General features: G+C 63.6%; 23 protein-coding genes. 7 read left to right on the top strand and 16 right to left on the bottom strand.

Annotated features, from left to right (window positions below):
* Positions 1-343 precede the first annotated feature (343 nt).
* The 3 genes from LB532_RS20260 to LB532_RS20250 form a co-directional block, all read right to left on the bottom strand.
* A complete protein-coding gene (locus LB532_RS20260; RefSeq protein ID WP_140639614.1) occupies positions 344-1,210 on the bottom strand; it encodes an SDR family oxidoreductase in 867 nt (288 codons plus the stop codon).
* A gap of 183 nt (positions 1,211-1,393) precedes the next feature.
* On the bottom strand, positions 1,394-2,074 hold the full coding sequence (locus LB532_RS20255) for a helix-turn-helix transcriptional regulator (RefSeq protein ID WP_140639615.1): 681 nt from the start codon (positions 2,072-2,074) through the stop codon (positions 1,394-1,396).
* 8 nt (positions 2,075-2,082) lie between these two features.
* Positions 2,083-2,955, bottom strand: coding sequence for a S1C family serine protease (locus LB532_RS20250; RefSeq protein WP_140639616.1), 873 nt, complete (start codon positions 2,953-2,955; stop codon positions 2,083-2,085).
* Between the two features lie 168 nt (positions 2,956-3,123).
* On the opposite strand from LB532_RS20250, the gene LB532_RS20245 reads away from it, so the two are divergent.
* Entirely contained in the window at positions 3,124-4,074 is a 951-nt protein-coding gene (locus tag LB532_RS20245) for a S1C family serine protease (protein ID WP_140639617.1), read from the top strand.
* 10 nt (positions 4,075-4,084) lie between these two features.
* On the opposite strand, the gene LB532_RS20240 is transcribed toward LB532_RS20245, so the two are convergent.
* Positions 4,085-4,510, bottom strand: coding sequence for a VOC family protein (locus LB532_RS20240; protein ID WP_140639618.1), 426 nt, complete (start codon positions 4,508-4,510; stop codon positions 4,085-4,087).
* A 66-nt stretch (positions 4,511-4,576) separates the two neighbouring features.
* Here LB532_RS20240 and LB532_RS20235 point away from each other — a divergent pair, with 66 nt between their 5' ends.
* Entirely contained in the window at positions 4,577-5,170 is a 594-nt protein-coding gene (locus LB532_RS20235; protein ID WP_140639619.1) for a TetR/AcrR family transcriptional regulator, read from the top strand.
* Between the two features lie 44 nt (positions 5,171-5,214).
* Here the strand turns inward: LB532_RS20235 and LB532_RS20230 are convergent, their stop codons facing one another.
* Positions 5,215-6,168, bottom strand: coding sequence for a LysR family transcriptional regulator (locus LB532_RS20230; RefSeq protein WP_140639841.1), 954 nt, complete (start codon positions 6,166-6,168; stop codon positions 5,215-5,217).
* 108 nt (positions 6,169-6,276) lie between these two features.
* Between LB532_RS20230 and LB532_RS20225 the strand changes: the two genes are divergently transcribed.
* Positions 6,277-6,912, top strand: coding sequence for an FMN-dependent NADH-azoreductase (locus LB532_RS20225; protein WP_140639620.1), 636 nt, complete (start codon positions 6,277-6,279; stop codon positions 6,910-6,912).
* A 53-nt stretch (positions 6,913-6,965) separates the two neighbouring features.
* On the opposite strand, the gene LB532_RS20220 is transcribed toward LB532_RS20225, so the two are convergent.
* On the bottom strand, positions 6,966-7,265 hold the full coding sequence (locus LB532_RS20220) for an AzlD family protein (protein WP_140639621.1): 300 nt from the start codon (positions 7,263-7,265) through the stop codon (positions 6,966-6,968).
* Positions 7,262-7,999 (bottom strand): AzlC family ABC transporter permease, encoded by a 738-nt coding sequence (locus LB532_RS20215; protein WP_140639622.1) that lies wholly within the window; start codon positions 7,997-7,999, stop codon positions 7,262-7,264. Before LB532_RS20215 ends, LB532_RS20220 begins: the two co-directional genes overlap by 4 nt.
* Before the next feature lie 170 nt (positions 8,000-8,169).
* On the opposite strand from LB532_RS20215, the gene LB532_RS20210 reads away from it, so the two are divergent.
* A complete protein-coding gene (locus LB532_RS20210) occupies positions 8,170-8,628 on the top strand; it encodes an Lrp/AsnC family transcriptional regulator (protein WP_140639842.1) in 459 nt (152 codons plus the stop codon).
* A gap of 147 nt (positions 8,629-8,775) precedes the next feature.
* On the top strand, positions 8,776-9,978 hold the full coding sequence (locus LB532_RS20205; protein ID WP_140639623.1) for an MFS transporter: 1,203 nt from the start codon (positions 8,776-8,778) through the stop codon (positions 9,976-9,978).
* A 77-nt stretch (positions 9,979-10,055) separates the two neighbouring features.
* Here the strand turns inward: LB532_RS20205 and LB532_RS20200 are convergent, their stop codons facing one another.
* From LB532_RS20200 to LB532_RS20160, 9 genes are all read right to left on the bottom strand, one after another.
* On the bottom strand, positions 10,056-10,349 hold the full coding sequence (locus LB532_RS20200) for an HlyU family transcriptional regulator (protein ID WP_140495907.1): 294 nt from the start codon (positions 10,347-10,349) through the stop codon (positions 10,056-10,058).
* A gap of 110 nt (positions 10,350-10,459) precedes the next feature.
* A complete protein-coding gene (locus LB532_RS20195) occupies positions 10,460-11,137 on the bottom strand; it encodes a PadR family transcriptional regulator (RefSeq protein WP_140639624.1) in 678 nt (225 codons plus the stop codon).
* A gap of 149 nt (positions 11,138-11,286) precedes the next feature.
* Entirely contained in the window at positions 11,287-11,667 is a 381-nt protein-coding gene (locus tag LB532_RS20190) for a thiol-disulfide oxidoreductase DCC family protein (protein ID WP_181169356.1), read from the bottom strand.
* Between the two features lie 3 nt (positions 11,668-11,670).
* Entirely contained in the window at positions 11,671-12,729 is a 1,059-nt protein-coding gene (locus LB532_RS20185; RefSeq protein WP_140639625.1) for a DMT family transporter, read from the bottom strand.
* 36 nt (positions 12,730-12,765) lie between these two features.
* Positions 12,766-13,035 (bottom strand): DUF333 domain-containing protein, encoded by a 270-nt coding sequence (locus LB532_RS20180; RefSeq protein ID WP_140639626.1) that lies wholly within the window; start codon positions 13,033-13,035, stop codon positions 12,766-12,768.
* A gap of 106 nt (positions 13,036-13,141) precedes the next feature.
* Positions 13,142-13,435: a GYD domain-containing protein gene (locus LB532_RS20175; protein WP_140639627.1), complete on the bottom strand. Its 294-nt coding sequence runs from the start codon at positions 13,433-13,435 to the stop codon at positions 13,142-13,144.
* 211 nt (positions 13,436-13,646) lie between these two features.
* Entirely contained in the window at positions 13,647-15,671 is a 2,025-nt protein-coding gene (gene rpoD, locus LB532_RS20170; protein WP_140495911.1) for an RNA polymerase sigma factor RpoD, read from the bottom strand.
* Between the two features lie 520 nt (positions 15,672-16,191).
* Positions 16,192-18,126 (bottom strand): DNA primase, encoded by a 1,935-nt coding sequence (dnaG, locus tag LB532_RS20165; protein WP_140639628.1) that lies wholly within the window; start codon positions 18,124-18,126, stop codon positions 16,192-16,194.
* Positions 18,127-18,267: 141 nt separating this feature from the next.
* Positions 18,268-18,648, bottom strand: a complete 381-nt coding sequence (locus LB532_RS20160) for an RcnB family protein (protein ID WP_140639629.1) — start codon at positions 18,646-18,648, stop codon at positions 18,268-18,270.
* A 388-nt stretch (positions 18,649-19,036) separates the two neighbouring features.
* Between LB532_RS20160 and LB532_RS20155 the strand changes: the two genes are divergently transcribed.
* Together LB532_RS20155 and LB532_RS20150 are read left to right on the top strand one after the other, a co-directional pair.
* Positions 19,037-20,698 (top strand): Na/Pi cotransporter family protein, encoded by a 1,662-nt coding sequence (locus tag LB532_RS20155; RefSeq protein WP_140639630.1) that lies wholly within the window; start codon positions 19,037-19,039, stop codon positions 20,696-20,698.
* Between the two features lie 219 nt (positions 20,699-20,917).
* Positions 20,918-21,127: a DUF2061 domain-containing protein gene (locus tag LB532_RS20150; RefSeq protein ID WP_140639631.1), complete on the top strand. Its 210-nt coding sequence runs from the start codon at positions 20,918-20,920 to the stop codon at positions 21,125-21,127.
* Positions 21,128-21,198 lie beyond the last annotated feature (71 nt).

Here is a 21,198-nt window from a genome sequence, read left to right as displayed (position 1 = left end):
GGCTTTCGGAAAAGATCATGATCCATCAAATGTCTGCATTTCCAGACGCTTGAGCGGGCTTCTGGAATCAGATCGGTAAAAGGCCCATCCCGGCGAAACCGGGATGGGCGAGATCGCGGGCAACGGCCCAAGTTCAACAAGAATTGTCCTGGCGTCAGATCCCACTCATTGAATCGCGAGGTAGCCTACCCCAGATTCAGGATCGGGCGTTCCCTGCCCCGTCCCGACTCCAGCGGGACGCACTGAGCCCCGCCGGCCCTCTCCGGCGGGGCTTTTTGCTCAGAGCAGCTCCAGGAAAGTCTGAAAACCGAGTTCCATCCGGAATTGCGCCTCGAGACATCTTTTAGAAAGCCGTCCTGATCTTCGTGTCGGAATTGGCAAACACCTCGTCCGGGACAAAAAAATCGCCGGCCAGCGGCCCGGCCGCACCCGGCGCATAGACCGAAAAATCACTGATCCCCTCGGCGCGCAGCACTTCCTCGTCGATGTAGAAATTGCCGGTCGCTTCGCGCGATGGCCGCATGAAGATTGCATGCGCGGCATCGGCCATGATGTCCGGGGAACGGCTCATCGCGGCCACCGTCGCGCCGCCCAGCAGATTGCGCACCGCCGCGGTATCGATGGTCGAGATCGGCCACAGCGAATTGACCGCGATGCCGTCCTTGGCGAACTCCGCGCTCATGCCCAGCGTGCACATGGACATGCCGAACTTGGCCATTGTGTAGGCGACATGGTTCTTGAACCACTTGGCCTTCATGTCGAGCGGCGGCGCCAGATTCAGGATATGAGGGTTCCCGGCCAACTTCAGGTGCGGAATGCACATTTTGGAAACGAGAAACGTGCCGCGCGTGTTGATCTGGTGCATCAGGTCGTAACGCTTCATGTCGGTTTGCAGCGTGCCGGTAAGCTGGATGGCGCTGGCATTGTTGACGCAGATATCGATGCCGCCGAATTTTTCGACCGTCTTGGACACCGCTTCGGCCACTTGCGCCTCCTCGCGAATGTCGCACAGAACCGGCAGCGCCCTGCCGCCGGCTTGCTCGATCTCTTCAGCGGCGGTGTAGATCGTGCCCGGCAGCTTCGGATGCGGTTCGGCGGTCTTGGCCGCGATCGTCACATTGGCGCCGTCGCGCGCGGCGCGCAAAGCGATCGCCAGCCCGATGCCGCGCGACCCGCCGGAGATGAACAGCGTCTTTCCCTTAAGCGACATTTTTCCTCCGTTTGCATTGTCTCGCAGCGCGATCCTTGCCTGTGGCGGTTCCGGATACAAGAGCTTGCGGCAGCGGGCGACGGTGACGCTGCGGAGGGTCCGTTCCTTGCCGCTGTAAATGACCTGGAGCTATAAGAGCGCTGACTTTGACGTTGATCGTCAAATTCTGGCTGAGACGTCACCCTAGACCAGCACCAGCCCCTGCCGCATCGCAATGGCGATGGCATCGGTGCGGTTGGCAGCGCCCAATTTGATCAGGATCGCGGCGACATGGAACTTCGCCGTGTGAACGGAAATGTCGAGCCGCCGCGCGATCACCTTGTTGGGCGCGCCTTCGGCCAGCAGCGCCAGCACTTCCGCTTCTCGCGGCGACAGCGCCGGGCGGGCGGCATGCTCGTCGGGATGCTCCTCGTCGAAAAGACCGTCGCCGCCAATATCGCCGCCGTGGAAATCGTCGCGGCGGCCCGGAACGGACCCGCTGTCGCCAAAGACGCGGTAGCCAGCCGCCGCCAGCCTGGCGGCGGCCGCAATCAGCATTGCATCCGCCGCCATCGGCAGCACGGCGAACACCTGCCCCTGCGGCCGTGCCAGGCCGGCCTGCGAAGACAACAGCACCCGCGCGGTCGCGGCGGGAACGGCGTCGCCCTTCCCTGTTCCCGCACCCGTGGGGCCGACGGTGTCGTCGACGATGGCGACATCGACCGCTTCGCTGCTGCCCGGCGTCACCGGCAGCAGATCGTCGGTCGCGGCAAGCGACGCGGACAGGCGCTCGGCGCGCGCGACATCACCGAGCGCGACCAGCACGACCAGCTGCCGCTCGCCGGTGCCGCTTTGCGTTATCTCGCCTGTCGCGATCGCGTCCATTAATCCTCTCAACTGAGCGGCTTTTCGCCGATCGTCAGCGTCACGTCGCGCTGTTCTCCGCCGCGCACGACACCGAGCGTCACCGAAGCTCCGGCGCTGTCGGGGCCGAGTCTGCGGATCAGCTCGCGCGGGCCGCTCACCGCCTCGCCGTTCCAGGCGACGATGATGTCGCCGAGGGAAAGGCCGGCGGCCTTGGCCGGACCGTTCTCGTCAAGGCTCATGACGATGGCGCCGCGGGCCTCGCCGTCGCGGATCGGATGCAGACCGGCGCCGAGATAGCCGCGGGCGACATGGCCTTTCTCGCGCAGCGTGGCGACCGCTCGCTCGATCGTCTCGTAAGGCATGACCAGCGCGCGGCCGCGCGGCCCGAACAACAGCATGCCGATAAGCGCGCCCTTGGCATCGAGCACCGGGCCGCCCTCGAAACGGCCGCCGGCGCCCACCGCCAGGTTGATGCGCCGGTCGATGGTGCCGCCGCGCATCGAGCGCCAGGCCGGGCCGACCTCGCCGACCGAGCCTGAAACCGCCAGCGCCGAACCCCGGCTGTTGCCGATGGCGACGGCAATATTGCCGGGCCGCACCGCATCCGCCTTGGCCAACGGCGCAGCATTGACGGCACCGGCCGGCTTGAGCAGGGCGACGCCAGTCGAGGGATCGCGGCCGACAAGATCGGCCTTCACCGTCTCGCCCGAAGCCAGCGTCAGCTCGATCTCCTCGCCGGCCTCGACGGCTTCCTCGGCGGCAACGAAATAGCCGTCGCGCCAGTGGAAAGCGCTCGCCGTGCGATGATGGTGCGTGGTGAAGCTCGCGGTCGCCGGCGCCGCCTTGGCTGCCAGATCGGCAACGGCTTCCGAAAAGGCACTTAGATTGAATTCGCTCATAACGGTCTCCTGGGTTCATCCATGCCCCAGATATCGCGCGGCAGCGCGCTTGGAGATACTCGCCTGACGGCTAGTCGGCCGGACGACTGGCCATCTGGTCAGGTCGCGGCGGATGAAGCCGCTCCGCACATATAGTCATCGTTGCGCCTGAAAACATGGAGCCTGCCAATGGCCGTCGCTGCCGCCAAATTCCAATCCGACGACGCGCTGCTCGACGCTTATTCGACGACGGTGGCCGACGCTGTCGACCGCATCGGCCCGGCCGTCTGCCGCATCGAGCGTATCGGTGGTCAGGGCGGGCATGGTTCGGGCTTCGTCATTGCGCATGACGGGCTCGTCGTCACCAACTTCCACGTCGTCGGCGATGCGAAAACGGTGCGCGTGTCTATGCCTGACGGCGCCTCCAGCGAAGGACGCGTGCTCGGCCGCGACGCCGATACCGACATCGCGCTGGTGCGCGCCGACGGCAGCTTTGCCGATGTCGCGCCCCTTGGCGATTCCAAGCGGCTGCGGCGCGGCCAGATCGCCATTGCCATCGGCAACCCGCTCGGCTTCGAATGGACCGTCACCTCCGGCGTCGTCTCAGCACTTGGCCGCTCTATGCGCGCTTCCACCGGGCGGCTGATCGACGATGTCATCCAGACCGATGCCGCGCTCAATCCCGGCAATTCCGGCGGGCCGCTGGTGTCCTCGGCGGGCGAGGTGATCGGCGTCAACACCGCCATGATCCATGGCGCGCAAGGCATTGCCTTTGCCGTCGCCTCCAACACCGCCAACTTCGTCATTTCGGAGATCATCCGCTTCGGTCGCGTGCGCCGCGCCTTCATCGGGGTGTCGGCCGACACCGTCAACCTGCCCCGTCGCGCGGCCCTTCTGTCACAAGTGTCGAGCAAGACTGCGGTTCGGCTGCGCGGCGTCGAGAAGGAAGGCCCGGCGGCCAAGGCCGGCCTCACGGAAGGCGATATCGTCGCCGCGATAGACGGCCGACCGGTCACCGGCGTCGACGACCTGGTACGTTTGCTCGACGCCGAGCGGATCGGCCGCGAGACGCGGTGCACGGTCGTGCGCCGCACCGGTGTCAGCCAGGTGACGGTGATGCCAGTGGCACGGGCTGGTTGAGGGTTGCCACTCAGGCGCTCACTGCACCCTGCGCATACTGCGCCAGGAATTCCTCGCTGGGTGGGATAGGCTTGATGACATCGATCAGGACGCCGTTGGGGTCCCTGGTGATGAAATGGCGCTGGCCGAAAGGCTCGTCGCGCAGTGACCGCAGGATGGGCAGGCCGGCGGCTGTGACCCGCTCATAGACCGCATCGGGATCACGGACTTCGAAGTTGATCAGCAGGCCCGAGCTCCGACCCCGTCCCTCTTCCGGGATCGTCTCATGGTCGCCTTGCACGATGCCGAGATTGACGCGCTTGCTCTCCACCGATTGCAGATGCACATACCAGTCACTCGTAAACAGCGGCTGGAAGGCGAAATGCTCGATATAGAATGCCGCTGTGCCGGCAACGTCCCCGGTCATCAGCACCGGGTAATAGCTCGTCGTCTTCATCTTTCCTTCTCCCGTCAGCCAACATACAGTCTGCATGTAAATTGAATTAACATACAGGCTGCATGTATGCAACAGAGACCAGCGCGCCGTTCCAACCGTGACCGCACCGAGGCGACACGCGCCGATCTGATCGCCGCAGCGCGAAAACTGTTCATCGAAAAATCCTACGCCGAGACCGGCACACCAGAGATCGTCGCCGCGGCCGGCGTGACGCGGGGGGCGCTCTACCACCACTTCTCCGACAAGCAGGCGCTGTTTGGCGCCGTCGTCGAGCAGGAGGCAGAGGCGGTGGCGCGGGAGATCGAAGGCGCCGCGCCGCCTTCGCTCAATGCCCGCGACGCGCTCATTGCCGGCTCCGACGCCTATCTTGCCGCCATGCGCGCGCCCGGCCGCACGCGGCTCCTGCTGCTCGACGGTCCGGCCGTGCTCGGCCGCGCCGAAATGGACGCCATCGACAACCGCCACGGCAACCGTTCGCTGCGCGAAGGGCTGGTCGCGGCGATGCGGGCGCGGACGATGAAGAAGCTTCCGGCCGAAGCCACGACCGCCCTGCTCGCCGCCGCCTTCGACCGCGCGGCACTTGCCATCGAGGCGGGTGGTTCGGCCGAAGACTACCGCAACGTTCTCACGGCACTGATCGATGGCTTGTCCCGCGCCTGATCCGAGGCTCCTCGCCTGATGTAACCGCCGGGCAAAAGTTTGAATCAAAACTGCGCGTTGGAAATTTCCGGCTCTTCATCCGGCACTTCGCCCGGCTCGAACTCGTTGAAGCAGCCGAGCTGACGCTTGAACTGCTCGATCAGCCAGGCCGCCGCCGGCTTCGGGCTGCGGTCGGCGCGGTGCATGGCATAGAGCGGCGAGCGCACCTCGCTGAACGGTTCCAGGTCGAGTTCCACCAGCCGGCCGCTGGCCAGATCGTCAGCGATCAGCCAGCGCGGCAGCCCGCCCCAGCCCAGCCCGTCGCGCATCAGCGTGTGCTTGGTGCGCACATCCGTCAGCCGCCACGTGCGATACGCGAAGACACCATAGTCGCGCCCCTTGGTGCGCTCGGACTGGTCGGTGACGACAAGCTGCGTGTGTTCGCGCGCATCCTCGATCGACACCGGTTTGGGTAGCAGCGCCAGCGGGTGGCTGGGCGCGGCAGCCAGCACTATCGACATGAAGCCTATGCGCACCAGGTGGACGTCGACATCGCCCAGCAGGCCGCCGATGCCGAGATCGGCCTGGCCACCGACAACATGGTCGGGGATAAGGCCGAGCGTGCCGATATGCAGACGCAGCATCACGGTCGGAAACTGCGCTTCGAACGCCTTGAGCACCCGCACCAGCACGGGTGAAGGCAACGCCGCATCGACCGACAGTGCCACTTCGGCCTCCAGCCCGTGATGATGGCCATCGACGCGCGAGCGGATACGCTGCAGCACGCCGACCATCCGCCGCGCATCTTCCAGCATCGCGCGGCCGATCTCGGTCAGTTGCGGCTCCCGCGTGCCTTCGCGCTCGAACAGCTTCAGCCCGAGTTGCGCCTCGAGATTGGCGATGCCGTAGCTGATGACGGATTGCGCCCGGTTGAGCTTGCGGCCGGCGGCGGAAAAACTTCCGGTGTCGGCAACGGCCACGAGGATCTGAAGCTGGTCGAGTGTCGGGTTAGGCTGCATCATTGTATCTAATTGATGGATGGATCGTATAGAAAATATACCAGTTTATCTGATGGGTAGAAAGCCCATATGTAGAGGGACAACCCAATTCCACTGGAGAGACCCGTCATGTCCATTCTTCTCGTCACGTCGAGCCCGCGCGGCGCTGCCTCGCACTCGACCCGTATCGCCACCGAACTAGCTCAGAAGCTGCTCGCCGCCGATCCGACGAACACGCTTGTCGTGCGCGACCTTGTCGCCAACCCGCTGCCGCATATCGACACCGATTATGCGACCGGCATCTACACGCCGGCTGAATCCCGCACGCCGCGCCAAGCCGAAGTGGTCGGGGTCTCCGACGCCGTGCTGGACGAACTGTTCGCCGCCGACACGGTGATCTTGGCCACCGGCTTCATCAACTTCAACATCTCCTCGACGCTGAAGTCCTGGGTCGACCATGTCGCCCGTTCCGGCAAAACCTTTGCTTACGGCGAGAGCGGCCCGAAAGGCCTCGTCACCGGCAAGAAGGTCTATATCGTGCTGGCATCCGGCGGCATCTACTCGGAAGGCGCGGCCGTGCAGTTCGATCACGCCGTTCCCTATCTGCGCTCGGTGCTCGGCTTCATCGGCATGACCGACGTCGACGTCATCCGCATCGAAGGCGTCGCCAAGGGTCCTGACGCAGTCAGCGAAGCGCTCGCCAAGGCAACCGCCAAGGTCGACGCCGTGGTGGCTGCCAGCCGGGATGTCGCGGCAGCCGCGTAAAGCTCTGATTGCCGCCTGGATCGAAGGCAGGCGCCCGCGCCTGCCTTTTTGGCCTATCCAATGATGTGCCGCAGCAGTCCCGCCGAAGCGACCCCGATCAGCACGGTCGGCAGCATCGAAAATCGCGTGGCGGCAATCAGCGTGACGGCCAGGGCCAGAAGATCCGCTGGATTTTTCGATACGAAGACCGGCGCGATCACCGAGATCAGCACGCAACCGGGCGCCGCCTCCATCACCGCAGTTGCCCGCGCGCTGAGCACCTGATTGCGCAGCACGACATAGCCGCCGACGCGGCTGAGGTACGTGACACCAGCCATCAGCACGATGGTGAGAAGCGTCTGCGCGTCGATCATGCCTCATCCCTCCACAACAGCCAGGCCGAGACCAGCCCCGCCAGCGCGCCCGCCGCTACATACCAGGCGCCGGGAACGAAAAGGCAGGTCAGCGCCGCGATGATCAGACTGACCAGCCACGGCCGCGCAGCGGCAACGCCCTTCCACATGCCGCGCAGCAGTACCAGGAAGACGGCGGCGAACGCCATGTCGAAGCCGTAGGTCTCGGCGTCGCCTAGCACCGGGCCGAGCAAGGCGCCAATTGTGGTGAAGGCCACCCAGGTCAGGTACATCGCCAGTGCCGCGCCCATATAGTAGCGCGGGCTGAAGGCCGGCGCGACGCCGTCGGCGGCGCGCCGTTTGGCGTCGGCCAGGCCGAGCGCCCAGCTTTCGTCGCACATGAAGAACAGCGCGGAAAACACCTTGCGCCGCGGCAGGTCGCGCAGGAACGGCGCTAGTGCCGCCCCCATCAGGAGATGGCGGCTGTTGACCAGGAAGGTAATGGCGACGATGAGCAGGACATGCGGCGGCGACGTCCACAGTTGGATCGCCGCGAATTCCGAGCCGCCAGCGAAGTTCAGTCCCGTCAGCAGCGACAGCTCGACGGTGCTGAGCCCCTTCTGCGTGGCCTGGGCGCCAAGCACCAGCGCATAGGGGATGGTGCCGAACAGCACCGGCGCGCAGGAGGCCACGCCACGGCGAAACTCCGATCCCAACCCAGTGCCGGCTGCTTCGACTGCCTGTGAAATGCTCATGTCCTGCCATGGGTCGGCCTCACGGCCGCCCCTGCCCTGCGTTGGAAATCTCGTGATGTCGGCAGCAAATATAACCACACCTCTCCGCAATTTGGTTGCGAAGATGGTTGTCTTTCGCCCGATTTTGGCATTCACTGTTACATATCGACAGGAAAATGGAATTCATCGCCATGAAGCTCGACGAGATCGACAAGCGTATCCTGCGAGCGCTGCAGCGCGATGGCCGCATGGCCAACAATGATCTTGCCAATGAGGTCGGCCTGTCACCCTCGCCTTGCCTACGGCGCGTGAAGCTTCTGGAAGAAGCCGGCATCATCGACCGCTATGTTGCCGTGCTCAACCCGGCCAGCATCGGCAAGGGCCTGACCTTCTTCACCCGCATCTGGCTGAAAGCGCAGGACGAAGACACGATCGAGCATTTCGCCACCGAAGTGGCCAAGCTGCCGCAGGTGATGGAATGTTATCTGATGCTCGGCGACTGCGACGCCATGGTGCGTGTGGTGGCGGCCGGCATCGACGACTACCGCCGCTTCCAGTCGGAACATCTCAGCCGCATCAGGGGCGTGCAGAACGTCAAGACCGACGTTCCCAGCCAGACCATCAAATACACATCGGAACTGCCGATCTAGGCGCCGGGAAATGGCTCCATCTCGGACTGGATAAAAAATGCAACCGGATTGTAGGATTGGCACCGGCGCCGGCGTCCTTCGGACGCAAGCGGCAGGCCAAGTCAGGCCGTGCCGCACAACAAATGCCTTACGGCATGGGAGAAAACCATGAACCTTTCCTATCGTTGGGTCATTGTCGCGGCCGGCGCGCTGATGTCCTGTGTCGCCATCGGCACGATGTTTTCGCTGGCGATCTTCCTCGAGCCGATGGCGCTCGATACCGGTTGGTCACGCGCCGGCATATCGAGCGCCATGACGCTCAATTTCCTGGTCATGGGCCTTGGCGGTTTCGCCTGGGGCGCGCTGTCGGACCGCTTCGGCGCCCGCATCGTGGTCACGATCGGCGCGGTGCTTCTCGGCCTGGCGTTGGTGCTGGCCAGCCGCGCGGGCTCGCTTGTCATCTTCCAGATCACCTTTGGCGTGCTCGTCGGGCTCGCGGCCAGCGCCTTCTTCGCGCCCATGATCGCGCTTACAACAGGCTGGTTCGACACCAATCGCGGCCTTGCCGTGTCGCTGGTCTCGGCCGGCATGGGCGTCGCGCCGATGACGATCTCGCCCTTCGCCCGCTGGCTGATCTCAGCCTATGAATGGCGCACCGCCATGTTCGACATTGGCATCATGGCTTGGGTGCTGCTCCTGCCGGCGGTGCTTTTGGTGCGCCAGCCACCGAAGCCTGTCGTGACCGACACTGGCTCCTCGCCGGTTGCCGAGGGCGCCGGCCTGAGCGTCGGCCAAGCGCTGCGCTCGCCGCAATTCATCGTGCTGGGACTGACCTTCTTCGCCTGCTGCGCGGCGCATTCGGGGCCGATTTTCCACATGGTCAGCTATGCCATGCTGTGCGGCGTGGCACCCATGGCCGCCGTCTCGATCTACAGCGTCGAGGGCCTTGCCGGGCTTGGCGGGCGTCTGCTCTATGGCGTGCTCGCCGACAGGCTTGGCGTCAAGCCGGTGCTGATCGCCGGCTTGTTGATCCAGGCTGTGGTGATCGCCGCCTATCTCTCGATCAGTCAGCTCGACCAGTTCTATATGCTGGCCGTCATCTTCGGCGCCACCTATGGTGGCGTCATGCCCCTATACGCAGTGCTGGCGCGCGAATATTTCGGCCAGCGGATCCTGGGCACCGTGTTCGGCGCCGCCACCATGCTGTCCAGCCTCGGCATGGCGCTCGGCCCGCTCGCCGGCGGCATGGTGTTCGACGCCTACGCCAACTACCATTGGCTGTTCATCGGTTCAGCCCTCATCGGGCTGGGTGCGGCGGGCATCGCCATCGCCTTCCCGCCACTGCCGCGCAGAGCGTTGCAGCCGGCATAGCGGAGCAAACGAAAGGGCCGGCCCATATCTGGACCGGCCCTCGGATCTCTGGAATTCTTGAGCCGTTCGTCGGCGGTCTACCCGAACATCCGCTCGCCCTGCTCGTCGACGAGCTGGATGCCCTTCTTAATCGAGATGTCGACGGCGTCGTCCAACCCGGCGAAGCGATCGGCGCGGATGAATCTGTGTTCCTTCAGGACGCCGTCGACGTCCTTGGAGACGACGCCGCAGGTCTGGTACTGGCCATCGGCCTTGTAGGGCGTGGCGCTGATCGTGAAACCCTTGTGCTCCACCTGCTTGGCCGGTGCGGCGCTCTTTGGCTCGGCCGCTTCATCACCGCCACCGCCGAAAAGACGCTTCAGAAAAGACATCGAGCTTCCTCCAACAGCATTCATCCCGCACCATAGTGTGGCGCAGGATGAATTTCACTATCGCTCCTTGCTTGAACGGGCAAGGGCCGTGCCGGTTGGAGCGAAGCCGGTTATTTGCGCGACAGCGCTTCGAGCGCCGCGGCGGCGTCTTCGAGGATGCTCATCGCCTCGGCCTGCTTGTCCGCCGGCGCATCGACGATGTCGCTCAGCGCGGCGCGCAGCCGGTGACGCAGCGCACGGAATTCGTCGCGCTTTTCCGAACGGCCGCCTCGGCTGCCGCGCCGGTCCTCGCTATCGTCGTTCCAGCCGAACCAGTCGCGCGCCTTGGCCATCTTGCGGCCGAAGCGCTCGAGATGGTCTAGCACGCCCTCGATCATCTCACGGTTGTCGGCAAGATGTGCCTGCCCGGCCTCGGTGATCGAAAACACCTTCTTGTTGCCTTCGCTCGAGGACACGGCATAGCCTGCCTCTTCCAGGAAGGTTAGCGTCGGGTAGACCACGCCCGGGCTCGGGCTGTATATGCCGCTGGTGCGCTCCTCCAAGGCCTTGATGATGTCATAGCCATGGCGTGGCGCCTCGGCCAGCAGCGACAGCGTGATCAGCTTGAGGTCGCCGTCAGCCAGCATGCGCCCAGCGCGGAACATGTCGCCCGGGCCGCCGCGTCCGCCGTCCCTGCCATGGCCGAACGGGCCAAAGCCGCCGCCCCCTCTGCCGGCAAATTTGCCGGCCATGTGCATAAACATGCGTTCGCCGAAACGGCCATGTCCGAAATGATTTTGTTTGTGCATCGATTGCTCCTTTAGATCTATCTTACGATATATCTTAATTAGCCGCCTCAGCCGGCACAGTCAAGATATATCTTACGATGTATCTGAACGCGGCGTCCTCCAGGCCGATTTTACCGCCGGGCCGTTTCGCTCTAAGCAGAGAGCTTCTGTTACCAGCGGCCCTTGCGCCGGTTCCAGGCATAGAGCACGTCGGCGAAACGGTCATAGGCAAGGCGGGTCAGCGGCAAGGCGATCGGGTTGCCGAACAGGCTCGCCAGCCAGCCTTCGCCCGGCGTCGCCTGCCACACGGCGACGGCGACATCGGCGCCGACCAGCAGTCGGCCATCCGCATCGGTGGCATGCAGCCGGCGCCGGATGTCCTCCAGCGCGGCCCCGTGCCGGGCAAGCGCGTCCGGCTCCAGGTTGATGTCACGAAATTCGATCCGACCGGCCTTGACCGCCTCGACCAGCCGCCGCTTCTGCCTGCCGATGCCGGCATCGCAGACCGGGCAGCGCGTGTTGTACCAGACGGTCAGCACAGGCCTGGACATGTGTCAGCCGTGATCGTGCCGGTGGTGCAGATCCGGATAGTGCGGATGCTTGTGGCGCAGCGGCACATGCCGGTGCACGTGCGAATGCGGCTCCGTGACCGGCCCCTCATGATGATGCTGGTGGTGCTCGTCATGTACATGGCTGTGCTCATGCTCCATCGCCTCATGCTCATGCGCGTGATCGTGGCGTTCGGACAAATGCAGCCAGAGCCCGATGCCCATCAGGAATCCGGCGACCGCCAGCTTCAGCGTCATGGGATCGCCGAGCATGACGATCGCCAGCAAGGCACCGATGAACGGCGCCAGCGAATAATAGGCTCCGGTGCGCGCCGTACCGAGATGGCGCAGCCCCAGGATAAACATCACCAGGCTGACGCCGATGCCAAAGAAACCGACAGCCGCCGCCGAGGCGACAATCAGCGCGGCGGGAAACGAGGCGCCGCCGATCAACGCCAGGCCGACATTGACGGCACCGGCCACCAGCCCCTTCAGCATGGCGATCACCACCGGGTCGGTGGCCGATATCCGACGCGTGAAATTGTTGTCCAGCCCCCATGCCAGGCACGCTCCGGCGACCAGCAATGCGCCGAGGTTGAAAGTGACGCCATTGCCTTGCCACGAAAGCAAAACGGCGCCAGCGAGAATGGCGAAGGCACCGAAAAGCAGGCGCCGGTCGACATTCTCGCGATAGACGAGCCAGGCGATCGCCATTGTTGCCAGCCCTTCGAGATTGAGCAGCAACGCCGAACTCGATGCGGCATTAAGCGACAGGCCGAACATCAGCAGTACGGGCGCGACGACGCCACCCATGCCAATGGCCAACGCCAGCCAGGCAACGTCCTTGCGCTGGAGCTGTGCCTCGCCGGCGTCAGCCCGCGGACGGCGCAGCATCCGGTACAAGGTCAGGCCGACACCAGCGCCGAGATAGAGCAGACCGGCCAGCATGAAAGGATCGACGCTGTCGAGCAGCAGCTTGGCAAGCGGCGGCGCTGCTCCGAACAAAGCGGCGGAACCAAGCGCCAGCGGTACGCCGGGCCATAGATGGGAATGCGGATCAGACATGCCCCACCCTATCACACCGCATCTCGTGTGCCTTCATCACTTGCGGCGCATGACGGCCTTCGGCCCGACGCATTTGTTGTCGCGAAACAGTGCCCATTCCTCGCAAAGACGCCCGTTGGGCAGGTCGCAAAACCCATATTGGTTGCCGGCCTTGTCCTTCCTGATCGTCAGGCGTCCGCCAATCTGTGCGCAATGGACCGATGCGGGATTGGCCATGCCGACCTGTTTCCGCGGGGCGGATAAGGCACCGATCGGCATCAATGACATCAAGGCAAGGCTGACAGCCAAAATCGAGGTTTTGATCATCGCGATCTCCCTGGCCGCATTCTATCACGGCCAAGCGTGCTGTCTTACGGCCAGGTGCCGTCGAGCCGACACCTGGTCATCGACTTCAGACACCTGCCGATTTGGATCATTCAAGCGACGAGATGATCTCGCGGTAAGCAAGCTCCGGGAAAGCCTTCAGCGTTCGTGACTTGACGTTGCCGCCCGCGGCCAGCATCAGCGCGAAACGCGCCAGCACCGCATCGTCGGGCGCTTCGACCACCGCCACCATGTCGAATTCCCCCATGGTCAGGTAGAACGACTTGAACGATCCCCCCATCTCGCCCAGCTGCTTCCTGGCGGCGTCGAGACGCTTGGGCGAGTCGCGCACGTTCTTGGCGCCCTGATCGGTCCAGTTCATCAGCACGATGTAAGTCGTCATGGCACACCTCCCTCCGGGGCCACGGAGCACGGCACGCAGGCCGTGGGCTTGTCGACACGGCCTCGGCCAGGGCTTGGCTTCCGGGGTTGTCGCCCAGAAATGCATCCGACCCGAAATTATCCTCCCCAAGGGCATGGGCCGCAAGGGCGAACACCGCCAAAGAAAAAGGGCGCCGATGGCGCCCTTTTTTCGTCAATAGGATTGGCAGATCTCAGCTGTCGAGGAAACTGCGCAGCTTGCGCGAGCGGCTCGGGTGCTTGAGCTTGCGCAACGCCTTGGCTTCGATCTGGCGGATACGCTCGCGGGTGACCGAGAACTGCTGGCCGACTTCCTCGAGCGTATGGTCGGTGTTCATGCCGATGCCGAAGCGCATACGCAGCACACGCTCCTCACGCGGTGTCAGCGAGGCGAGCACGCGCGTGGTGGTCTCGCGCAGATTGGCCTGGATCGCCGCGTCGATCGGCAGGATCGCCATCTTGTCCTCGATGAAGTCGCCCAGATGCGAATCCTCCTCGTCGCCGACCGGCGTTTCGAGCGAGATCGGCTCCTTGGCGATCTTCAGCACCTTTCGCACTTTTTCGAGTGGCATTGCGAGCTTCTCGGCCAGTTCCTCCGGCGTCGGCTCGCGGCCGATCTCGTGCAGCATCTGGCGCGAGGTACGTACTATCTTGTTGATCGTCTCGATCATGTGCACCGGAATGCGGATGGTGCGCGCCTGGTCGGCGATCGAACGCGTGATCGCCTGCCTGATCCACCATGTCGCGTAGGTCGAGAACTTGTAGCCGCGGCGATACTCGAATTTGTCGACGGCCTTCATCAGGCCGATATTGCCTTCCTGGATCAGGTCGAGGAACTGCAGGCCGCGATTGGTGTACTTCTTGGCGATGGAGATGACGAGGCGCAGATTGGCCTCGACCATTTCCTTCTTGGCGATCGCCGCTTCGCGCTCGCCCTTCTGCACCTGGTTGACGATCTTGCGGAATTCCAGGATCGAGATGGCCGTTTCCGTAGCCAGATTCTGGATCTCGGCGCGCAGATCCCTGATCGCGTCCTTCTCGTTCTTGGTGAACTCCTTCCAGCCGCGCGAGGTCAGATTGGCGATCGAGCGCGTCCAGTTCGGGTCGAGCTCGGAGCCCTGATATTCCTTCAGGAACTCCTCGCGGCGCACGCCATAGCTTTCGGCGAGACGCAATAGCTTGCCCTCGTTCTGCACCAGGCGCTTGTTGATGTCGTAAAGCTGCTCGACCAGCGCCTCGATACGCGCCGTGTTGAGCGACAGCGACTTCACCGCCTTGATGAGCTGGTCCTTCAGCTCCTTCAAGCGGCGGTCCTGGCTGGGCGACAGCGTGCCGGCCGCGGCCAGCCGGTTCTCGACCTGCTGATCCTGCAGCTTGCGCAGCTTCTTGTAGGTGTCGGCGATGACGTCGAGCGTTTCCATGACCTGCGGGCGCAGCTCGGCTTCCATTGCCGCCAGCGACAGGCTGGCCTCGTCCTCGTCCTCCTCGTCGTCATCCCCGATGCCGCGCGTGTCAGCGCCGACATTGGTGATGTCGTCTTCATCGTCGCGTCCGCGGCGCGGCTTTTCCTCGACCTTGGGCGCTTCCTCGACGCGCTCCACCACCGGCGCCTGCTTGGCCTCGGGGCCGGCATAGGTGGCTTCGAGGTCGATGATCTCGCGCAGCAGGATCTTGGATTCGTTGAGTTCGTCGCGCCAGATGATGATGGCCTGGAAGGTTAGCGGGCTTTCGCACAGGCCCGCGATCATCGTCTCGCGGCCGGCCTCGATGCGCTTGGCGATGGCGATTTCGCCCTCGCGCGACAACAACTCGACCGAACCCATTTCGCGCAGGTACATGCGCACCGGATCGTCGGTGCGGTCGGTCGGCTCTTTCTTCGTGGTTGTGGCGGCGACGGCGGTGCCGGTCTGCTCGGCCAGTTCGTTGGCGTCTTCCTCGGCATCCGCCGCGGTGTCGCCGGCCTCGGCCTCTTCGCCCTGCTCGTCGTCCTCGACGACGTTGATGCCCATGTCGGACAGCATCGCCATCGTGTCCTCGATCTGCTCGGAGGTCACTTCCTCGGAGGGCAGCACCGAATTCAGCTCGTCCATGGTGACATAGCCGCGCTTCTTGGCGGCCTTGATCATCTTCTTGACAGCATCATCGGAAAGGTCGAGCAGAGGGCCATCGGTGGCGCCTTCGCGTTCGGTCTCGACCTCTTCCTTTTCCTTTGTCGCCATAGTCTTTATCTTCTCCTAGCAGCCCGACATCAAGGCCGCGCAAGCTGTCGGACCGGTCAAATCGGCTGGGCTCGCTTTTGCAACGCGCTTCACCGGGCCAATAACTGCATCATCTCTTTGTTGGTGCCCTGTCGTCGCCCAAAACCGGTTTCCATTTTTGGGCGACATGCATTAAGTCCAGATTAACCCTGATATCTGTGGCAGGCTGGCTGCCTGTCCAGTGACCAAGACCTCACATCGCTGCTTTTCCCGTCGACGCGGGTGCGGGTTAACGTTTCGAATCGTCCTGATTCCGCCATTCTGCCGGAAGGTCAAGCGCCTCTCGCATGATTCGCATGAAAAAAGCGAATCAATTACCCGACTTAGCGCGGTCCGGCTCTAGAAGACCCATGACAACGCCGTCATTCCTGCACTTGCTGGCACGAGCCCTCCCAACCCTCGGGCCGGAATGAGCTCCGCCTTTCTTCTGCTGGAGTATGATCGTTCCCGAAAACCGGGTCCCGCTTTTCGGAACCATCCTTCAGGCCCGACCAGCCCTGCCCGACGAAACACCGAAGCCTTCGATCAGCGCTTCCGTCGCTTGAACATCCCGAAATTGCGCCTGAATTTCGATCAGATGGCGGAAATTCTCGTCCGAAGGATCCGCATCCATCGCCGCTTCCGCCTGTTTCAGCTCCTTATGTAAGGTGCGCGCGCTGCGCTGCAAGTGCAGCGCCTGGTTCAGAGCGTCGCGGGCATCCTCGAGCGCTGCCGTCTCCAGCGCCGGCCACTGCCGCGCCCGCCTGATCAGGCCGACGGCACGCTCCCAGATCTCGGCGCAGCCGGCGCGCTCGATCGTCGCCACCACGGCGTGGCGGTCATTGGCCATGTCATGCGCCATCGCGTCGAGGATGGCGCCGTGCAACCGCCTCAGCTCGGAGTTGGCGAGATCAAGGAACTCGACATGGGCGAAATTCTCGTCGATCAGCGCCGGGTGGTTGACCAGTGCTACGATGATCGTCGCTTCGCGCACCGACATTCCTTCGTTGCCGCGCTTGACCAGTGCGGACTGGCCGAGGCTTTCCGTGATGGCGATGCGACCACCGCCGGCCTTGGCGAATTGTCCGCCGGGAGCCGGCGCCTTGCCCTGCCCCGGTTTCCAGTCCGGACGACCTTGCCGCGTTCCGCGCTGAGAACCGAAGAAGCTCAGCACGCGCTCGCGCATCTCCTGCTGGTAGTGATATCGCAGGCTTTCATCACGGATGCGGCTGGTCAGTTCGCGCAGCCGCTTCTCCAGTTCGGCCCGCCGCTCCGGCGTGTCGAAGACGCCGCCCGCCGTCTCGCGCATCCATAACAGATCGGCAAGAGGACGCGCTTCCGCCAGCACGGCGCGGAAGGCATCCGGCCCCTCCGCCTTGACCAGGTCGTCGGGATCCTTGCCTTCCGGCAGCAGCGCGAAGCGCGCCGTGCGCCCGGCCTGGACTACGGGCAGCACCATGTCGGCGGCCCGCCATGCCGCCTTCAGCCCGGCCTTGTCGCCGTCGAAGCACAGCACCGGCTCGGCGGCCATACGCCACAACAGTTCGAGTTGGTTTTCGGTAAGCGCCGTGCCGAGTGGCGCCACGACGTTCTCGAAGCCGGCCTGCACCAATGCGATGACATCCATATAGCCTTCGACGGCGATGACCGTGCCGCCCTTGGCCAGCGCTTTTCGCGCGCGGGCGAAATTGTAGAGCACGTTGCCCTTGTGGAAGAGCTCGGTATCGGGCGAGTTCATGTATTTGGCAAGCGCATCCGGCGCCAGCGCTCGCCCGCCGAAAGCGATGATCTTGCCACGCGAATCCGGAATCGGGAACATGATGCGGTCGCGGAACCAGTCATAGGAGACCGGAATGTCGTCGCCATGGCGCACCAGCCCACAGGCCTCGATATCGGCCTTCGGCACGCCCTTTGCGGCCAGATGCTCCTTCAGCGCATTGCGGCTGTCGGGCGCATAGCCCAGCCGGAACGCATGCTGCGTCGCTGGCGTCAGTCCGCGGTCGCGCAGATACGCACGGGCCTTGGCGCCCTCCGCGCCCTGAAGCCGCTCCTGGAAAAAGGCAGTCGCCATTTCCATGACGTCGGTAAGGCTGGCGCGTTCCTTCTCGCGCCGCTCCTCCTGCACGTCGCGAACCGGCATCGGCACGCCGGCCATGTCTGCGATCTTCTCGACCGCCTCGGGAAAGCTCAGTCCGTCAAGTTCGGTCAGGAACTTGAAGTGATCGCCCGAGACCGAGCAGCCGAAACAATGATAGCGGCCCTTCTTGTCCTCGCAATGGAAGGACGGGCTCTTCTCGCCATGAAACGGGCAGCAGGCCCAATAATCGCCGCGCGACGCATTGGTCTTCTTGCGATCCCAGGCGACGCGCTGGCCGATGACCTGCGAAATCGGCACGCGATCGCGTATCTCGTCGAGGAAGGCGGGCGGAAAGCGCATCGGGGAACTCGTTTATCCCCCATATAATCATGCCCGCGAAATCCGGCGACCCCTAATGCTGACGATGCCCGGTTTCCACAGGGCAAAAGAAAAGGCGGCCGTTGCGGGCCGCCCTTCCTCCAGTCTGGCACTATCGGGACTTTACTGCGCAGCGATGGCGCCAAAGATGATGCCGGAGAGGACGCCGACCAGCACATAGTCGTTGCCGACGCGGATCCATTCCTGGCCACGGCCGGGACGATGCAGGCCGTAGCGACCATAATCACGGACCGGCTGATGCTGCCGCCAGCCGGAATATTTCTGGCCATTGCGCCAGTTGTTCCGCTTCACGACGACCTTCTTTTGAATGATGCGCTTCTGGATGACGCGCTTCCTGACATCCCGGTTGGTGGGCTTCTGCCAGTCGACATTGGTATAGTTCGACTGCGGGGCGACCGGCGCATTGAGCGGTGCGGCCTGGCCCGTCAGGGACGTGGCGGCCAGCATCGAGAAAGCAAGACCGGAAAGAACAATGCGTTTCATGAAGGAATCTCCTTGGTTGTCGATGCCGCAGAAATAGCCGTCGAAGAATGAACCGAAACTGAACATGAACATTACAATTCCGTAATAAATTCGAAGCTTTACGCCGATTGGTTGAACGTCCTCGCAAATTCCGGGCGAAGGGCGGGCGGCAACACCGGCCGATCCGCGGCCTCAGGGCGGCGAGGCATGCAACCATTTCGGCATCCGTCCATTCTCCGACACGCCCCGTCGCGCGCGGGGAGCCCTTGAAATCGACAAATTTTTATTATCCGGCTAAAATATTCGAGCTATTATCGGCCAACGCCATGATCATGATTCGCACCTCTCCTCTTCCCCCCGGCCGCCGCGCTGCCCGTGTCGCCGGCCTCATCAGTATCGGTGCGCCGCAATGAGCGGCTCCGTGGTTCTTCTGCATCTGGCCGGCGCCGTGGCGCTGATGCTGTTTGCCACGCGCATGGTGAAGACCGGCGTCGAGCGCGCCTATGGCGACGTGCTGCGCCACAAGCTGCGCGCCACAATGCGCAATCCTGTCATGGCGGTGCTGGCCGGCACCGGCCTCGCTATAGCGCTGCAGAGCTCCACCGCCGTCACGCTGCTGGTCGGCTCCTTCGCGGGCTCCGGCATTGTCTCGGGCGCGGCCGGGCAACTGGCCGTCCGTGGCGCCGAGATCGGTTCGGCCCTGGTGGTCAAGCTGCTCACCTTCGATCTCACGCTGCTGGTGCCGCTTTGCCTGATCACCGGCACGGTCATGTTCATGGCCACCGAGCGGCGCGACTGGCGCCAGACCGGTCGCATCCTGGTCGGCATCGGCCTTTTGATCCTGTCGCTGGAAATGATCGGTCAGGCATCCGAGCCGCTGCGCAACAGCCAGTTGATGCCGGTCATCATCAATTACTTCTCCGGCGATTCCATCACCGCCTATCTGCTGGCGGCGCTGATCACCTGGCTATTCCAATCGAGCATCGCCGCGGTCCTGTTGATGGCGACGCTGGCGGGCCGCGGCCTGATCACGCCCGAACTCGGCGTCGTCCTTATCCTGGGCGTCAATCTCGGTTCGTCGATCATCGCGCCCATGCTGACCCGCTCCTCCGGCCCGGAAGTGCGCGTCGTGCCGATCGGCAACCTCTTGATGCGCGGGCTTGGCTCGCTGGTCATGCTGATCCTGGTCATGATCTTCAGGCCGCATTTCGCGTTCCTTGGCGCGACGGCAGCGGACCAGATCGTCAATGCCCACATCCTGTTCAATGTGCTGATCCTGCTCGCCGGCCTGCCGCTGGCGGGTCTCGTTTACCGCGCCTCGGAGAAAATCGTGGCGCTCGGCACCAAGGCGCCAGCCGCCACGCTTGACGTGGTCGAACTCTCGGCGCTCAACGAAAGCGCACTCGACGTGCCGAGCCAGGCGCTGGCCAATGCCACCCGCGAGGTGGTGCGGGTCTGCGAGACGGTCGAGATCATGCTCAAGCGCATCATCGAGCTCTACGAGAACGCCGATGCCGACAAGATCAAGGCGCTGGCCGCCCTTGACGACCGCGTCGACCGCAAGCACGCGGCGATCAAGCTCTACCTCGCCAAGGTCACCAAGAACCCGCTCACCGAGGACGAGGCGTTGCGCTGCCAGGAACTGATCGGCGCCTGTGTCAAGCTGGAGCAGGTCGGCGACATCATCGTACGCAACATGCTGGTGCACGTGAAGAAGAAGTTCGACCGTGGGTTGGAATTCACCGACGAGGGCTGGAGCGAGTTGTGCGCCTTCCACGCCTCGGTGCTCGCCAATGCGCGGCTTGCCTTCAACGTGCTGGTGTCGCGCGATGCCGAGACGGCGCGTCAATTGGTGCTGGAGAAGGAACGACTGCGTGACGCCGAAAAAGAGACCAGCGCCAGCCATTTCCTGCGGCTGCGCGAAGGCACTGCCAAAAGCGTCGAGACCAGTTCGATCCACCTCGACACCATCCGGGATCTCAAACAGATCAACTCGCTGCTGGCTTCGATGGCCTATCCCGTGCTGGAAGAACGCGGCCTTCTCGGCGGATCCAGGTTGAAGGCGAGCTGATCAACAACACTCCCCCCTCTTTGGGGAACATCCTCATCCGACCTCGCTTTGCGACGCCACTTCCCGACAAACAAGGGCAGAGGGACGAGCGCCGCACTCTGCCGGAAAATTGTATTGCGGCAGAATTGCATGGCGTCGGTCCTTCGGCGGCAAAATTGCCATTGCCGCGTTTCCATCGCTCGGGCTAGGCATATCAGCCAAAGCTTTCGGAGGAGATCGATGGACACCCATTCGCGCAGTTTCGCCAAGGCGCTTTCGTGGCGCGTGACCGGCACCATCGATACGATGATCATCTCGCTGGTGGTGACCGGAAGCATCAAGCTGGCGGCCGCCATCGGCGTGACAGAAGTCTTCACCAAGTCGCTGCTCTATTATTTTCATGAGCGGGCATGGCTGAAGATTCCTTATGGACGCAAGAGCCCGTTCTGAACCCGGGGATCAAGAAAAGCTAAAGCGGCGACAAAAATTTCTGGATTGCCGGCAGCGCGCATCCGTGGTTT

Origin of the sequence: Mesorhizobium sp. ESP-6-2 (assembly GCF_020164675.1) — a bacterium.
GTDB lineage: Bacteria > Pseudomonadota > Alphaproteobacteria > Rhizobiales > Rhizobiaceae > Mesorhizobium.
The sequence above is the reverse complement of the archived record's forward strand: the minus strand, read 5'-3'. Positions and strand labels throughout refer to the sequence as shown.